At 71.4% G+C, this 14,472-nt stretch carries 18 protein-coding genes; 14 read left to right on the forward strand and 4 right to left on the reverse strand.

Annotated features, from left to right (window positions below; translation table 11 throughout):
• From VK640_17790 to VK640_17835, 10 genes are all read left to right on the forward strand, one after another.
• On the forward strand, positions 1-390 hold a 390-nt coding region (locus VK640_17790; GenBank protein HTE75032.1), incomplete at its 5' end, for a F0F1 ATP synthase subunit A.
• A gap of 80 nt (positions 391-470) precedes the next feature.
• The gene (gene atpE / locus VK640_17795) at positions 471-674 is read left to right on the forward strand and encodes an ATP synthase F0 subunit C (GenBank protein HTE75033.1); all 204 of its coding nucleotides are present in this window, start codon (positions 471-473) and stop codon (positions 672-674) included.
• Positions 675-687: 13 nt separating this feature from the next.
• The gene (locus VK640_17800) at positions 688-1,317 is read left to right on the forward strand and encodes a F0F1 ATP synthase subunit B (protein HTE75034.1); all 630 of its coding nucleotides are present in this window, start codon (positions 688-690) and stop codon (positions 1,315-1,317) included.
• Positions 1,318-1,328: 11 nt separating this feature from the next.
• A complete protein-coding gene (locus VK640_17805) occupies positions 1,329-2,144 on the forward strand; it encodes a F0F1 ATP synthase subunit delta (protein HTE75035.1) in 816 nt (271 codons plus the stop codon).
• 96 nt (positions 2,145-2,240) lie between these two features.
• Positions 2,241-3,893 carry a F0F1 ATP synthase subunit alpha gene (gene atpA / locus VK640_17810; protein HTE75036.1) on the forward strand — a complete coding sequence of 551 codons (1,653 nt, stop codon included), beginning with the start codon at positions 2,241-2,243 and terminating at the stop codon, positions 3,891-3,893.
• 3 nt (positions 3,894-3,896) lie between these two features.
• Positions 3,897-4,829, forward strand: coding sequence for a F0F1 ATP synthase subunit gamma (locus VK640_17815; protein ID HTE75037.1), 933 nt, complete (start codon positions 3,897-3,899; stop codon positions 4,827-4,829).
• 3 nt (positions 4,830-4,832) lie between these two features.
• A complete protein-coding gene (gene atpD / locus VK640_17820; protein HTE75038.1) occupies positions 4,833-6,287 on the forward strand; it encodes a F0F1 ATP synthase subunit beta in 1,455 nt (484 codons plus the stop codon).
• Positions 6,280-6,681 carry a F0F1 ATP synthase subunit epsilon gene (locus VK640_17825; GenBank protein HTE75039.1) on the forward strand — a complete coding sequence of 134 codons (402 nt, stop codon included), beginning with the start codon at positions 6,280-6,282 and terminating at the stop codon, positions 6,679-6,681. Before atpD ends, VK640_17825 begins: the two co-directional genes overlap by 8 nt.
• Positions 6,682-6,719: 38 nt before the next feature.
• On the forward strand, positions 6,720-7,157 hold the full coding sequence (locus VK640_17830; protein HTE75040.1) for a DUF2550 domain-containing protein: 438 nt from the start codon (positions 6,720-6,722) through the stop codon (positions 7,155-7,157).
• 10 nt (positions 7,158-7,167) lie between these two features.
• A complete protein-coding gene (locus tag VK640_17835) occupies positions 7,168-7,575 on the forward strand; it encodes a hypothetical protein (GenBank protein ID HTE75041.1) in 408 nt (135 codons plus the stop codon).
• On the opposite strand, the gene VK640_17840 is transcribed toward VK640_17835, so the two are convergent.
• On the reverse strand, positions 7,565-9,589 hold the full coding sequence (locus VK640_17840; protein HTE75042.1) for a metallophosphoesterase: 2,025 nt from the start codon (positions 9,587-9,589) through the stop codon (positions 7,565-7,567). The two genes, VK640_17835 and VK640_17840, sit on opposite strands and share 11 nt — an antisense overlap.
• A gap of 381 nt (positions 9,590-9,970) precedes the next feature.
• On the opposite strand from VK640_17840, the gene VK640_17845 reads away from it, so the two are divergent.
• Together VK640_17845 and VK640_17850 are read left to right on the forward strand one after the other, a co-directional pair.
• On the forward strand, positions 9,971-10,444 hold the full coding sequence (locus tag VK640_17845; GenBank protein ID HTE75043.1) for a hypothetical protein: 474 nt from the start codon (positions 9,971-9,973) through the stop codon (positions 10,442-10,444).
• A gap of 55 nt (positions 10,445-10,499) precedes the next feature.
• The gene (locus VK640_17850) at positions 10,500-10,940 is read left to right on the forward strand and encodes a glyoxalase (GenBank protein HTE75044.1); all 441 of its coding nucleotides are present in this window, start codon (positions 10,500-10,502) and stop codon (positions 10,938-10,940) included.
• 2 nt (positions 10,941-10,942) lie between these two features.
• Here VK640_17850 and VK640_17855 read toward each other — a convergent pair whose 3' ends face one another.
• Both VK640_17855 and VK640_17860 read right to left on the reverse strand, forming a co-directional pair.
• Positions 10,943-11,233 (reverse strand): DUF1905 domain-containing protein, encoded by a 291-nt coding sequence (locus VK640_17855; GenBank protein HTE75045.1) that lies wholly within the window; start codon positions 11,231-11,233, stop codon positions 10,943-10,945.
• Between the two features lie 45 nt (positions 11,234-11,278).
• On the reverse strand, positions 11,279-11,851 hold the full coding sequence (locus VK640_17860; GenBank protein ID HTE75046.1) for a cob(I)yrinic acid a,c-diamide adenosyltransferase: 573 nt from the start codon (positions 11,849-11,851) through the stop codon (positions 11,279-11,281).
• Between the two features lie 39 nt (positions 11,852-11,890).
• Between VK640_17860 and murA the strand changes: the two genes are divergently transcribed.
• Complete coding sequence (murA, locus tag VK640_17865) at positions 11,891-13,162, forward strand: UDP-N-acetylglucosamine 1-carboxyvinyltransferase (GenBank protein ID HTE75047.1); 1,272 nt, start codon at positions 11,891-11,893, stop codon at positions 13,160-13,162.
• Here the strand turns inward: murA and VK640_17870 are convergent.
• Entirely contained in the window at positions 13,159-13,464 is a 306-nt protein-coding gene (locus VK640_17870) for a hypothetical protein (protein HTE75048.1), read from the reverse strand. The genes murA and VK640_17870 overlap by 4 nt on opposite strands.
• A gap of 81 nt (positions 13,465-13,545) precedes the next feature.
• Here VK640_17870 and VK640_17875 point away from each other — a divergent pair, with 81 nt between their 5' ends.
• Complete coding sequence (locus VK640_17875; protein ID HTE75049.1) at positions 13,546-14,466, forward strand: 3-hydroxyacyl-CoA dehydrogenase family protein; 921 nt, start codon at positions 13,546-13,548, stop codon at positions 14,464-14,466.
• Positions 14,467-14,472: the final 6 nt, after the last annotated feature.

The raw sequence follows: 14,472 nt of genomic DNA on the forward strand, positions 1-14,472 counted from the left end.
TGGGCGATCTTCAACTACGTCGGCATCCGCAGGCACGGCTTCGTCGGCTACTTCAAGGCGATGATGTTCCCGCCTGGCCTGCCCAAGCCGATCTACGTGCTGCTGGCGCCGCTGGAGTTCCTGTCGACCGTCATCATCCGCCCGATCACGCTGACCCTCCGTCTCACCCTCAACATGTTCGCCGGGCACCTCGTGCTGCTGCTGACCGTGCTCGGCGGCGAGTACCTCCTGGTCGAGAAGGGCGGCGCTCTGGCGTTCCTGTCCGTCGTCCCCTTCGCCTTCTCGATCGTCCTCACCTTCTTCGAGGCCTTCGTCCAGGTCCTGCAGGCGTACGTCTTCGTGCTGCTGTCGGCCCTGTACATCGCCGGCGCGCTCGCCGAGGAGCACTGACCGCGACACCGACAGCTGGACGACTGCCAGCACGACGGCACCCCAGACCGCAACACCCAGGGAAAGGAACCCGAAGAACAATGGAAGGCAACCTGAACATGGTGGGCTACGGCCTCGCGGCCATCGGCCCGGGTGTGGGTATCGGCCTGATCTTCGCCGCCTACATCAACGGTGTGGCACGCCAGCCGGAGGCGCGCGGCGTCCTCCAGGGCATCGCCATCCTAGGCTTCGCCCTCGCCGAGGCGCTGGCCATCATCGGCATCGGCCTCGCGTTCGTCCTCTGACGAGCGGACCGACATGACGTACGCCAGCACCAGCCTCCGACACCTTCAGGTGCTCGCAGCCGAGGAGGAGCCCAACCCCCTGCTGCCGCACCTGTCCGAGATCATCGTGGGGGCGGTCGCCTTCGCCCTGCTGCTGTGGTTCCTGCAGAGGATGGTCTTCCCCGTCTTCGAGAAGACCTTCGCGGAGCGGCGGGACGCCATCGAGGGCGGCATGGAGCGCGCCAAGGAGGCGGAGGAGGAGGCGAAGGAGACGCTCGCGCAGTACCGGGAGCAGCTCGCCGACGCCCGCCACGAGGCCGCCCGGCTGCGCGAGGACGCCCGCGAGCAGGGTGCAGGGATCATCGCCGAGATGCGCGAGCAGGCGCAGGCCGAGGCTCGTCGGCTCACCGAGCAGGCGCACCAGCAGATCGAGGCCGACCGGGTGCAGGCCGTCATCTCGCTGCGGTCCCAGGTGGGCACGCTGGCCACCGACCTCGCCGGCCGCATCGTCGGCGAGTCGCTCGAGGACGACGCCCGGCAGCGCCGGGTGGTCGACCGCTTCCTCGACGAGCTCGAGGCGCGCGCCGACGAGCAGGGCGCCGCCACGTCCGCGACGGCCTCGACATCAGGGACGCCGGTGGTCCAGGAGGACCCGACACCGTGACCTCAGCCGGGATGCAGGGTGCGAGCCGCGAGTCGCTCAAGGCGGCCCGGGAGACCCTCGCTGCCCTGATCAGCTCGAGCGACAACGACCTCGCACGGCTCAGCGACGAGCTGTTCTCGGTGACGGCGCTGCTCGACCGCGAGCACCCGCTGCGCCGGGCGCTCACCGACCCCTCCCGCGACGGGGACGCGAGGGTCGGTCTGGCCCGCGCCGTGCTCGGCGAGCAGGTGGGCGGCGCGACGGCCGACCTGCTGGCCTGGGTGGTGCGGGCCCGCTGGTCCGTGCCGCGCGACCTCGCGACGGCGCTCGAGCTGCTCGCTGTGGAGGCGCAGGTGGCCGCGGCCGAGCGCGCCGGCCGCCTCGACGAGGTCGAGGACGAGCTGTTCCGCGTCAGCCGTGCGGTGGCCGGCGCCCCCGAGCTGCGCACCGCGCTGTCCGACCTGTCGGCGCCGGTCGAGAGCCGGGCCGCCCTGATCGAGGGTCTGCTCGGCGGCCGGACCACCGAGGAGACCCGGCGCCTGGTGCGCCAGGCCGTGGTGGCGCCCCGCGGGCGCACCTTCGACCGCACCGCGGAGACCTACGGCCAGGTGGCCGCCGACCGGCGCAGCCGTCTGGTCGCGACCGTCACCGCCGTGGATCCCCTCACCGAGGAGCAGCGCGGCCGGCTGGCCGCCGCGCTGCAGCGGATCTACGGTCACGAGGTGCACCTCAACGTCCAGCTCGACCCCACCCTCGTCGGCGGCATCCGCGTCGAGCTCGGTGACGAGGTCATCGACGGCTCGGTGGAGAGCCGCCTGGACGACGCCCGACGACGGCTCGCCGGCTGACACCGGCCTGACGACGTACGACGTGATGGAACGAGCACAGCAGAACTTCAGAGCATCACCACCGAGCAGGACCGAGAAGAGAGCAGGGAGCGCGACATGGCCGAGCTGACCATCCGGCCGGAGGAGATCCGGGACGCACTCGAGCGCTTCGTCTCGTCGTACGAGCCGGAGGCCGCCGGGCGCGAGGAGGTCGGGCACGTCACCGAGGCCGGCGACGGCATCGCACGCATCGAGGGCCTGCCCTCGACGATGACCAACGAGCTGCTCGAGTTCGAGGACGGCACGCTGGGCATCGCCCTGAACCTCGACGTCGGCGAGATCGGCGCAGTCGTGCTCGGCGAGTTCCGCGGCATCGAGGAGGGCCAGCCGGTCAAGCGCACCGGCGAGATCCTCTCGGTGCCGGTCGGCGACGGCTTCCTCGGCCGGGTCGTCGACCCGCTGGGAAACCCGCTCGACGGCAAGGGTCCGATCGAGACCACCGAGCGGCGCGCCCTCGAGCTGCAGGCGCCCTCGGTCGTCCAGCGCCAGCCGGTCAAGGAGCCGATGCAGACCGGCATCAAGGCGATCGACGCGATGACCGCCATCGGCCGGGGCCAGCGCCAGCTGATCATCGGCGACCGGCAGACCGGCAAGACCGCCGTCTGCCTCGACACGATCATCAACCAGAAGGCGGACTGGGAGTCGGGCGACCCCAAGCGCCAGGTCAAGTGCGTCTACGTCGCCGTCGGTCAGAAGGGCTCGACCATCGCGTCGGTCCGCCAGGCGCTCGAGGAGAACGGCGCGCTGGAGTACACGACGATCGTCGCCGCGCCCGCCTCCGACCCGGCCGGCTTCAAGTACCTCGCCCCCTACACCGGCTCGGCGATCGGCCAGCACTGGATGTACCAGGGCCAGCACGTGCTCATCGTCTTCGACGACCTGTCGAAGCAGGCTGACGCCTACCGCGCGGTGTCGCTGCTGCTGCGCCGCCCGCCGGGCCGCGAGGCCTACCCGGGCGACGTCTTCTACCTGCACTCGCGGCTGCTCGAGCGCTGCGCGAAGCTCTCGGACGAGATGGGCGGCGGGTCGATGACCGGCCTGCCGATCATCGAGACCAAGGGCAACGACGTGTCGGCGTTCATCCCGACCAACTGCATCTCGATCACCGACGGGCAGTGCTTCCTCGAGACCGACCTCTTCAACTCGGGCGTGCGGCCGGCCATCAACGTCGGCATCTCGGTCTCCCGCGTGGGAGGCTCGGCCCAGGTCAAGGGCATGAAGAAGGTCGCCGGCCGCCTGCGGCTCGACCTGGCGCAGTACCGCGAGCTCGAGGCGTTCGCCGCCTTCGGCTCGGACCTGGACGCGGCGTCCAAGGCCCAGCTGGCCCGCGGGTCCCGGCTGGTCGAGCTGCTCAAGCAGGGCCAGTACTCGCCGTTCTCGGTCGAGAACGAGATCGTGTCCATCTGGGCAGGGACGACGGGCAAGCTGGACGACGTGCCGGTCGAGGACATCCGCCGCTTCGAGAGCGAGCTGATCGACTACCTGCACCGGGAGCAGAAGGGCCTGGTCGACAGCATCCGCGAGACCAAGGACCTGGGGGACGACACCGTGTCCTCGCTCGAGGACGCGGTCGACGCCTTCAAGCGCCAGTTCGAGACCTCCGCCGGCGAGCTGCTCGTCAACGACGAGCCGGTCGGCTCGATGGACGAGGACGAGGTCGAGCAGGAGACCATCAAGAAGCACGTGCGCAAGCCGGCGCAGCAGGGCTAGCGGATGGGTGCCCAGCTGCGGGTCTACCGCCGTCGGATCAGGACGGTCAACTCGACCAAGAAGATCACCAAGGCGATGGAGCTCATCGCCGCGTCGCGCATCGTCAAGGCGCAGCAGCGGGTCGCCGCGTCGACCCCCTACGCCGAGGCGATCACGCGCGCGGTCTCCGCCGTGGCGAGCTTCTCCGAGGTCGAGCACCCGCTGACCGGCACCGTGCCGGCCTCCGAGCAGGAGGGTCACGAGGGCCCCGCGCGGGCCGCCCTGCTGCTCATCACCAGCGACCGCGGGCTGGCCGGGGCGTACTCCTCCAACGCCATCAAGGAGGGGGAGCGGCTCTCCAACCTGCTGCGCGACAGGGGCAAGGAGGTCGTGCCCTACGTCGTCGGCCGCAAGGGCGTCGGCTTCTACCGCTTCCGCCAGCGCGAGATCGCCGGCGAGTGGACCGGCTTCTCCGAGGCGCCGACCTACGCCAACGCCAAGGAGGTCGCCGACGCGGTCATCGACGCGTTCCTCACGCCGGACGACGAGGGCGGTGTCGACGAGATCCACATCGTCTACACGCAGTTCGTCAGCAGCGTCACCCAGCGCACCGTGACCCGACGGCTGCTGCCGCTCGAGGTGGAGGAGACGGACGAGGAGCCGGAGGGCGGGTCCTTTCCGCTCTACGAGTTCGAGCCGAGCGCGGAGGCGGTGCTCGACGCGCTGCTGCCGCGCTACGTGGAGAGCCGGGTCTACAACGCCCTGCTGCAGTCTGCAGCCTCCGAGCTCGCAGCGCGTCGCCGGGCGATGAAGTCCGCCACGGACAACGCCACCGAGCTCATCAAGACGTACACCCGTATGGCCAACGCGGCCCGCCAGGCCGAGATCACCCAAGAGATCAGCGAGATCGTCGGTGGCGCGGACGCGCTCGCCAGCGCGAACGCCGGGAGTGAGTGAGACATGACTGCTGTTGCCGAGAACACCGAGACCACCGCCCGCGAGGGCGCCACCGGTCGGGTGGCCCGCGTCATCGGGCCGGTCGTCGACGTGGAGTTCAGCGTCGACACCATGCCCGAGATGTACAACGCGCTGAAGGTGGACGTCAGCCTGATGGGCGAGGACAAGGTCCTCACCCTCGAGGTCGCCCAGCACCTCGGTGACAGCCTGGTGCGGGCCATCTCGATGCAGCCGACCGACGGCCTGGTCCGCGGAGCCGAGGTGCGCGACACCGGCAGCCCGATCACGGTGCCGGTCGGCGACGTGACCAAGGGCCACGTCTTCAACACCCTGGGCGAGCCGCTCGACGTGCCCGCGTCCGAGCTGGAGATCAAGGAGCGGTGGGAGATCCACCGCACGCCCCCGAAGTTCGACCAGCTCGAGTCCAAGACCGAGATGTTCGAGACCGGCATCAAGGTCATCGACCTGCTGACGCCGTACGTGCGCGGCGGCAAGATCGGCCTGTTCGGCGGCGCCGGAGTCGGCAAGACGGTGCTCATCCAGGAGATGATCTACCGCGTCGCCGAGAACTTCGGTGGTGTCTCCTGCTTCGCCGGCGTCGGGGAGCGCACCCGTGAGGGCAACGACCTGATCGGGGAGATGACCGAGACCGGCGTCATCGAGAAGACCGCGCTGGTCTTCGGCCAGATGGACGAGCCGCCGGGCACCCGGTTGCGGGTCGCGCTGGCCGCCCTGACGATGGCGGAGTACTTCCGCGACGTCCAGAAGCAGGACGTGCTGCTCTTCATCGACAACATCTTCCGCTTCACCCAGGCGGGCTCCGAGGTGTCGACCCTGCTGGGCCGCATGCCCTCGGCCGTGGGCTACCAGCCGACGCTGGCCGACGAGATGGGCATCCTGCAGGAGCGCATCACCTCGACCCGCGGTCACTCGATCACCTCGATGCAGGCGATCTACGTTCCCGCCGACGACATCACCGACCCGGCCCCACACACCACCTTCGCGCACCTCGACGCGACGACGGTCCTCTCGCGGCCGATCTCCGAGCTCGGCATCTACCCGGCCGTGGACCCGCTGGACTCGACGTCACGCATCCTGGACCCGCGCTACATCTCGGAGGACCACTACCGGGTGGCCGCACGGATCAAGGAGATCCTTCAGCGCTACAAGGACCTCCAGGACATCATCGCGATCCTCGGCATCGACGAGCTCTCGGAGGAGGACAAGATCCTCGTCCAGCGGGCCCGACGCATCCAGCGCTTCCTGTCGCAGAACACCTTCGTGGCCAAGGCGTTCACCGGCCTCGAGGGCTCTTTCGTGCCGCTGGACGAGACGATCGACGCGTTCAAGAAGCTGGCCGAGGGCGAGTACGACCACATCCCCGAGCAGGCCTTCTTCATGTGCGGCGGGCTCGAGGACGTGGAGGCCAAGGCCAAGGAGCTGGAGAAGAATGGCTGACGAGGCGGACGACCACCTGCTCGACGTCGAGCTGGTGGCCGCGGACCGCACGGTGTGGACCGGCAAGGGCAGCATGGTCCTGGCCCGGACCGCCGACGGGGACGTCGGCATCCTGGCGCACCACGCTCCGCTGCTCGGCACGCTCGCCGACGGCGCCGTGCTGATCCGGCAGGACAGCGGCGACCCGGTCGTCGCGGTGGTCCACGGAGGCTTCCTCTCGGTCGCCGACAACCGGGTCGGCATCCTGGCCGAGGAGTGCGACCTGGCCAAGGACATCGACGTGGCCGAGGCCGAGCGCTCGCTGTCCGAGGCCCAGCAGTCCGACGAGGAGGACGCCGCCCACCAGGCGCGCCGGGCCGAGGCCCGGATCCGCGCCGCCGGGATGCTCCCCTAGCCGGTGGGCGCGACGGGGCCGGCGGGCAGGCGGGCGCGATGAGCCTCGTCGTCGTGCTGGACGCCCTCGCCGCCGTCGTCGTCGTCGCCCTGCTCGGGCTGGTGATGCTCGCCCTGCGTCGCCGGTTCATCACCCGGCGCGGCGGAACGTTCGACTGCAGCCTGCGTGACGGCGCCGGCCAGCAGCACGGCAAGGGCTGGGTCCTCGGTGTCGGCCGCTACGCGGGCGACGTGCTGGAGTGGTACCGCGTCTTCAGCTACTCGACCCGACCCCGCCGAGTCATCGACCGGCAGCGCCTGCAGGTCCTCGACCGGCGCGAACCGAGCGGCATCGAGGCGTTCTCGCTGCTCGCCGGTGCCGTCGTCGTCGCGTGCCGCGACGGCTCCTCCGACATCGAGCTCGGGATGAGCCCGGAGACGGCCACCGGGTTCCTCAGCTGGGTCGAGTCCGCCCCGCCCGGCCTGCCGCGCAGCTGACCGGCTCGACATGGGGGCGGACGTCGGGCTCGTCGCGGCGTCGGCGCTGCACGCCGGCTTCCAGCTCGTCGTCACCGTGCTCGTCTACCCGGCGTTCCGGACGGTGCCGGTCGAGCTCTGGGCGGCCCACCACGGCCGGCACACCCGACGAGTCACCTGGCTGGTGGTGCCGGTCTACGGGCTGCTCGCGTTGGCCGGCCTGGCCACGCTGCGCTCCGGTGCGGACGCGTGGCAGCTGGTCGCCCTGGGGCTGCTCGTCGGGTGCGTGGTCGTCACGGCGACAGTCGCCGGGCCGGCGCACTCCCGGCTCGCGGCCGGTCGTGACCCTGCCGCGCTGGCTCGCCTGCTGGTCGCCGACCGGCTCCGGTGTGTCGCCGCCGTGCTGGCCGGCCTCGCGGCGCTGGTCGCTAGCTCTTGATGGCCGGGCGGCTCGGCAGCCGGACGCTCGGCCAGCTGCAGGCCGCCAGCCGGGACTTGAGCACCGTGCGCTCGGCCCCGTCGACGGCGAGCCGCCACCGCCACTTCACGGCGACGTACTGCGCCAGGTAGGAGCAGCGGAACGCCTTGCGCGGCAACCAGTCGGTGGGCTCCCGCCCGGCCTTGGCCGTGGCCGATGCCTTGGTGACGCCGATCAGCGTGCTCGGATAGCCCAGGTCGTTGCGCAGCTGTCGACGGGTGAGCGTCGACCAGCGGTGGGCCCCGGACTGCCACGCCTCGCGGAAGCCGACCACCGGGTCGGCGACCAGGTCGTTGATGCTGGTGCGCGTGGCGCCGTCGTAGCGTGAGAGCCACTTCCCGCGGGTGAGCGTGCAGCCGCTGCGGACCTGTGGGGCGGAGACCGCCTCGGCGATGAACACCTCGCGCGGGGTCGCGCACCGGTCGCCGTCGGCGTCGGTCCACCCGGAGAACCGCCTGGCCGTGTAGCCCTTGCGGTGCTCGGTGGCGGTCCGCAGGTCGGCGAGCAGACGCTTGGTGCTGCGCATCGGCATCGGGGTCGTGGCGGTGGCCGGCGCCGAGAGCGCGGACCGGTTGCCGGCCGCGTCGACGGCCTCGACGGTCCACCGGTAGGTGCGGCCCTGAGCGAGGCCACGGTCGCGCCACGACGTGGTGCCGCCTCCGAGGGTGGCGACCACGGCGCCGTTGCGACGCACGACGTAGGCCGTCACGCCGACGTCGTCGCTCGACGCCTGCCACGACACCTGTGCGGCGGTGGGTGACACCGGCCGTGCGCTGAGGCCGGTCGGCGTGCTCGGCGCGGTCGTGTCCGGCGGCGGCGGGATGGCGCCGGCGATCCGCTGGCGGCAGGTGACTGTGCCCTGGTCGACGGTGCTCGGTGGGGAGACGTCGCTGACCTGGGTGTAGGCGAAACTGGCGTCGTCCTGGCCGAGGTCCAACCGCAGAGCACCGATGCTGCCACGCGCTGCGACCCGGCTGTCCTGCGCCACCATCGGGTTGACCGGTTCCCGGCCGCCGCCACCGGCGACGATCTGGGTGAGGCCGCCGCCGACAGGGTTGCCGGCCGCGTCCATCGGGGTCCAGCGCTCGTACCGGTGCACGTGGCCGGCCAGCATCAGCGTCACGCCGCGGTAGTACGCGAGCGACCAGAGGTCCTGCAGGTACGCCCTAGCGCCGGGTGCCTCGGCGTAGCGCGGCTGGTGCTGCATCAGGATGGTGCACTTGCCCGCGTTCGCGCGCAGGTCGGCGTCGAGCCACTGGTACTGCTCGGTACCCGCTGCAGTCTGGGGAGTGGCACCGCCTCGGAGATCGTCGAGACTGTTGCTGTCGATTACTGCGACGTGCCAGCCGCCGATGTCGTAGCTGTACCAGCGCGGGACTCCTCCCCAGTACTGGAAGTAGGGCGCCGCTCCGGGCTGGCGGTACTCGTGGTTGCCGATGACCGGGTTGGTGATATCGCGTAGGTCGCCGTATCCGCCGTCCTCGCCGTACCAGTTGTCGAACTCATAGGCAGTTGCGTCGGTGTAGACATCGCCGAGGTAGCCGAAAGAGCTGGGGTTCCAACTATTGATGACGTCGACCACCTGGTGCGACTGCGGCGAACCGTCCGCCCCGTCACCGACGGCCGCCATCGTGTAGCGCGCCCCTGGAGCCGGCGGCGTGCCGGTGCGCGGGGCGAAGTTCGGGTACTGCGGAAGCGGCGTCACCGTGTCGGGGGTGACAGAGGCTCCGGGCGAATCGGCGGTCGCGTCGTTGCTGGCGCCGTCGAACTGGTTGTTGTCCAGCACGGCCCTGGCGGTCAGGTTGCCGGTGGCCGTTCCCACTCGGCGGCTGATGAGGCGCATGCTGAACGAGCCGTCGGGCGACGGATCGTTGTCCACGAGCAGCGGATGGTCGAAGTCGCCGTTCCAGACGAACCGAACTCGCTGCACCATCGCCTGAGAATCGTTGACGGTGACCTTGGCCGTGACATCCACAGGATCGGGCTGGTCCGGCACTGTCAGACACACCCGCACCGTGTAAGGCGCATACACGGCGTTGACCGTCCGAGGCACCTGCGTGTCGGCGCAGACCTCGGGCGCGGCGCTGGCCGGACCGGCTCCGGTGGCGAGCAGGCCGAGGGTGAGTGCCCCCGTCAGGACCGAGATGGTGGCCGCTCTCAGACGGCTTGTGGACGTCGTACCGGATCCCCGCATGGGGCACCAGTATGCCCGGAAGATCCGCACTCCTTTCACCCGGCGGCCTCGGCGGGCCGCACCTTGCGTCGTCGTCGATCTTGTCGGGGCCGGCGGCGTGGAGCAGGGTGAGGGCGCCGCGCCGACGGGTGGCCGGTCTTCGATGCGAGGTGGGTGGTCACGGTGCGCGCAGGTCACGGGACTGGGGCGGCAGCCGGTCGGCGGTTCGCCGCCGCGGTCGGGGCGGTGGGGCTCTCGTTCGGGATCGTCGCGGCGACGGGGGCGCCCTCGGCGGGCGCACCGGGCGACGACGGGCTCGCGCAGTCCTTCGTCGCCGCCGGCCGGTGCGACGGCGGTCCGGGCTTCCGGGTGGACTTCCACAACGAGACGACCGAGGAGGGGCCGGTCGTGACCGCCGACCTCAGGCTGAAGCGGGCCGGCGACCGGGCCCGGTGGGACTTCACGTCGACGGCGACCACCACCTTCACCGACGGCACCACCGTGACCCTGGTCGGCGACTTCGGCCGGGCGCGCAGCACCCGCAGGGGGGTCGTCGAGATCTCCACCTCGACCCCGGCCGGCGTGCGGCACAGCGTCGGCTTCGGGCTCACCCGGCGCGGCGACGGCGCCGCCTGCGCGGTCCGGGTCCGCGGCTGAGCGCTCGAACGGCCGCCGGATCACGCTGTCGGTGCGTCCCACGAGGCTGGCGGTCATGGACATCCAGATGATCGCCAGCTTCGCCGTCATCAGCAGCGACCCGGGCGCTGACCGCGCGCTGTTCGTGGACGCGATGGGACTGGGTCTGCACGGACCCGAGGGCCTCCGCGGTTCGGACTACCTCTTCTCCGACGACCTCGCGGGCGCCAAGCATTTCGGCGTGTGGCCGCTGGCCGAGGCGGCCGAGTCCTGCTTCGGCAGCGATCGCTGGCCGGACACCCATACGGTGCCGCAGGCGAGCATCGAGCTCGAGGTGGGCAGCGCCGACCAGGTCGACCGCGCGGTCGCCGAGCTGGCCGAACGCGGCCATCGGCTGCTGCACGGCACGCGGACCGAGCCCTGGGGCCAGGTCATCGCTCGTCTCCAGTCCAGCAGCGGTGTCCTGGTGGGGGTGTGCTGGACACCGTGGTACCACGCCGGACCGGCCGACGGGTGACCTCAGCGCTTGATGCGTTCCTGGAGGTGGACCGTCACCTCGTCACCGAGGGTCTTGCCGATCGCCTTCCGCACGTCCGCCTTCACCGGGAGCATGTGCGTCCCGTCGCCGAGGGCCATGAAGGAGCTCTGGAACGGATGGCCGTCGATCGTGCCCCGGACCTTCACCAGGCCGCGGGTGCCGAAGAAGTTCACCGAGTCGGGCCATTTCACGCAGGTCCAGGCGCCCTTGCTGTCGCTGCTGGGCTGCAGGGTCGCGCTGAACGTCGTGTCGAGGGTGCTGTCGTGCCTCATGTCACTGCAGACCGCCTGACACCGTTCGGCTCATCGCCTTTGCCCTCAGCGGTTGGCGCCGGGCACCCACAGCGCGTCGCCGTCCGCCCGGTTGGCGTGGCGGGCCAGGACGAAGAGCAGGTCCGAGAGCCGGTTCAGGTAGCGGGCGGTCAGCGGGTTGACCGTGTCGCCGTGCGCCGCGATGGCGGCCCAGGTCGAGCGCTCGGCGCGACGTACGACCGTGCGGGCGACGTGCAGGTGCGCGGCGGCGGGCGTGCCGCCGGCCAGGACGAACGACCGGAGCTCGGACAGGTCGGCGTTGTAGCGGTCGATCTCGTTCTCCAGCGCGTCGACCTGCTCCTGCACGATCCGCAGCGGGGGGTAGGCCGGGTCCGGCTCGACCGGCGTGCACAGGTCGGCGCCGACGTCGAAGAGGTCGTTCTGCACACGGGTGACCAGCGCGGCGACGTCGGGCTCGAGGCCGCCGGCGGCGAGGGCGAGCCCGAGGAAGGCGCCCGCCTCGTCGCAGTCGGCGTAGGCCTGCAGCCGGAGGTCGTTCTTGCCGATCCGGCCCCGGCCGCCGTAGCCGGTCGTCCCGTCGTCGCCGGTCCGGGTGTAGATCCGCGTCAGGTTGACCATGTCGGAGACCCTAGGACCCGCGACCCTACGATGCTCGCCATGGAGCGCTTCCGGGTCGTGGGCGGGGCCCGTCTCGAGGGCGAGGTGCGGGTCACCGGCGCCAAGAACAGCGTCCTCAAGGTGATGGCTGCGGCCCTGCTGGCGCAGGGCCGCACCACGCTCACCCAGGTGCCGCACATCCTCGACGTCGAGATCATGGGGGAGCTGCTCCGGCGGCTGGGGTGCCAGGTGGACTACGACGCCGCGGCGGCGACCGTCGCGATCGACGTGCCGGAGGTGCTCGGGCACCAGGCGGACTACGACCTGGTACGTCGCATCAGGGCCTCGATCTGCGTCCTCGGCCCGCTGACCGTCAGGTCCGGCCGGGCGGAGGTCGCCATGCCGGGCGGCGACGCCATCGGCAGCCGCCCCCTCGACTTCCACGTGGCGGGGCTGGCCAAGCTCGGTGCCGAGCTGGACAACGAGCACGGCTACATCGTCGCGCGGGCCCCGCACGGGCTGACCGGCGCGACCGTCTGGCTCGACTTCCCGAGCGTCGGGGCGACAGAGAACATCCTGATGGCGGCGGTGCTCGCCACCGGTACCACGGTCATCGACAACGCCGCGCGCGAGCCGGAGATCGTCGACCTCTGCCAGATGCTGCAGCAGATGGGCGCCAAGATCGACGGCCTGGGCTCCTCGACGCTCACCGTCGAGGGGGTCGACCACCTCTCGCCGACGACGCACGAGATCGTCCCCGACCGCATCGTCGCCGGGACCTGGGCCTTCGCCTCCGCGATGACCCAGGGCGACGTGACCGTGCACGGCGCCCGGGCCGAGCACCTCGAGATCGCGCTCGACAAGCTGGTGGGGGCGGGGGCGACGGTGCACGTGACCGAGGACGGCTTCCGGGTCGTGATGACCGGCCGACCGACGGCCGTCGACGCGGTGACGCTGCCCTACCCGGGCCTGGCGACCGACCTGCAGCCGCTGGTGATGGCGCTGGACGCGATCGCCGACGGCGCGGCGATGATCACCGAGAACATCTTCGAGGGCCGCTTCGTCTTCGCCAGCGAGCTGGCCCGCCTCGGTGCCCACGTGCGCACTGACGGCCATCACGCGGTGGTGCGGGGCGTGCCACGGCTCTCCGGGGCCCCGGTGCGGGCCAGCGACATCCGCGCGGGTGCCGCCCTCACGCTGGCCGGCCTGGTGGCCGACGGGGTGACCTACGTCAGCGACGTCTCGCACGTGGACCGCGGCTACCCGGGCTTCGATGCCCAGCTGCGCGAGCTGGGGGCGGACGTGACCCGCGAGCCCGACCCGGACGTCTAGGTCGCCAGCAGCCGGCGGGCCCGGGCCTCGTCGGGCTCGAGCACCATCAGCCGAGGCCCGTCGGCCGTGGTCACCAGCGAGGCCCGGATGCCGGCACCCTGGAGCCGCTGCCGGGCCACCTCGCCCTCGATGAAGGTCCCCGGCGCCGACACCGCGACCATCAGGCCGTACTCGTCCTCGTGCCCCGCCCGGGCCCTGCGCTCGACGAGCGAGCGGCTGCGCCCGCCGAAGGCCCAGCGCAAGAGCAGCATGAGCACCCCGACGACGGCCAGGGCGATCGCGTAGCTGCGCCAGTCGAGCACGGCTGGATTGTGCCCCTGCCCCGGCTGGATAGGCTCCCGCGGTCCCGCCGAACGCCGGTCCACTCCGAGGGAGCACCCCAGATGAGCACGTCGAGCCCGTCCACCGCCGGAGCCGTCGTACCTGCCGGACCTGCCGGTCGTGCCGGAGTCGTCGGTGTCGTCGGTGTCGTCGGCGCCGGCCTGATGGGCGCGGGCATCGCCCAGGTCGCCGCGGTCGCCGGCCACCGGGTGGTCCTGCGCGACGTCACCGACGAGGCGCTCGGCCGCGGCCGCGCCGGGATCGAGCGGTCCCTGTCCCGGTTCGTGGCCAAGGGGCAGCTCGAGCAGGTCGCCGCGGACGAGGCGCTGGGCCGGATCACGACGGTGACCGACCTCGACGCGGTCGGGGACGCCGACGTCGTGGTCGAGGCGGTGTTCGAGGACATCGAGGTCAAGCACGAGGTGTTCCGGGTGCTGGACCAGGTCTGCCGGGACGGCGCGGTGCTTGCCACCAACACCAGTGCCATCCCGATCACCCGGATCGCCGCGGTGACCGACCGGCCGGAGGCCGTGGTCGGCACCCACTTCTTCTCCCCGGTCCCGATGATGGGGCTGTGCGAGCTGGTCCGCGGCCACCGCACCAGTGACGAGACCCTCGCTGCCGCGCGGGCGTTCGCCGAGGGTGTCGGCAAGACCTGCGTGGTGGTCACCCGCGACGTCGCCGGGTTCGTGACCACCCGGCTGATCTGCGCGCTGGCGATGGAGGCGGTGCGGCTCGTCGAGACCGGAGTCGCGACCGCCGAGGACGTGGACACGGCCTGTCGCCTGGGCTTCGGGCACGCCATGGGGCCGCTCGCGACGACCGACCTGACCGGCGTCGACATCCTGCGCAACGCGACCATGAACATCTACGCCGAGACCGCGGACGAGAAGTTCTTCCCGCCCGAGTCGCTGACCCGGATGGTCGCCGCGGGCGACCTGGGCCGTAAGTCCGGCCGTGGCTTCTACACCTACGATCGGTAGCACGCA

Source organism: Actinomycetes bacterium, assembly GCA_035489715.1.
GTDB lineage: Bacteria > Actinomycetota > Actinomycetes > JACCUZ01 > JACCUZ01 > DATHAP01.

What these genes read in the sequence shown, in the direction of transcription:
- VK640_17825 (HTE75039.1), top strand. Translation starts at nt 6,280, where the DNA reads ATGGCTGACGAGGCGGACGACCACCTGCTCGACGTCGAGCTGGTGGCC.
- atpD (HTE75038.1), top strand. Translation starts at nt 4,833, where the DNA reads ATGACTGCTGTTGCCGAGAACACCGAGACCACCGCCCGCGAGGGCGCC.
- VK640_17875 (HTE75049.1), top strand. Translation starts at nt 13,546, where the DNA reads ATGAGCACGTCGAGCCCGTCCACCGCCGGAGCCGTCGTACCTGCCGGA.
- VK640_17815 (HTE75037.1), top strand. Translation starts at nt 3,897, where the DNA reads ATGGGTGCCCAGCTGCGGGTCTACCGCCGTCGGATCAGGACGGTCAAC.
- VK640_17850 (HTE75044.1), top strand. Translation starts at nt 10,500, where the DNA reads ATGGACATCCAGATGATCGCCAGCTTCGCCGTCATCAGCAGCGACCCG.
- murA (HTE75047.1), top strand. Translation starts at nt 11,891, where the DNA reads ATGGAGCGCTTCCGGGTCGTGGGCGGGGCCCGTCTCGAGGGCGAGGTG.
- atpE (HTE75033.1), top strand. Translation starts at nt 471, where the DNA reads ATGGAAGGCAACCTGAACATGGTGGGCTACGGCCTCGCGGCCATCGGC.
- VK640_17835 (HTE75041.1), top strand. Translation starts at nt 7,168, where the DNA reads ATGGGGGCGGACGTCGGGCTCGTCGCGGCGTCGGCGCTGCACGCCGGC.
- VK640_17855 (HTE75045.1), bottom strand. Translation starts at nt 11,233, where the DNA reads ATGAGGCACGACAGCACCCTCGACACGACGTTCAGCGCGACCCTGCAG.
- VK640_17830 (HTE75040.1), top strand. Translation starts at nt 6,720, where the DNA reads ATGAGCCTCGTCGTCGTGCTGGACGCCCTCGCCGCCGTCGTCGTCGTC.
- VK640_17805 (HTE75035.1), top strand. Translation starts at nt 1,329, where the DNA reads ATGCAGGGTGCGAGCCGCGAGTCGCTCAAGGCGGCCCGGGAGACCCTC.
- VK640_17800 (HTE75034.1), top strand. Translation starts at nt 688, where the DNA reads ATGACGTACGCCAGCACCAGCCTCCGACACCTTCAGGTGCTCGCAGCC.
- VK640_17860 (HTE75046.1), bottom strand. Translation starts at nt 11,851, where the DNA reads ATGGTCAACCTGACGCGGATCTACACCCGGACCGGCGACGACGGGACG.
- atpA (HTE75036.1), top strand. Translation starts at nt 2,241, where the DNA reads ATGGCCGAGCTGACCATCCGGCCGGAGGAGATCCGGGACGCACTCGAG.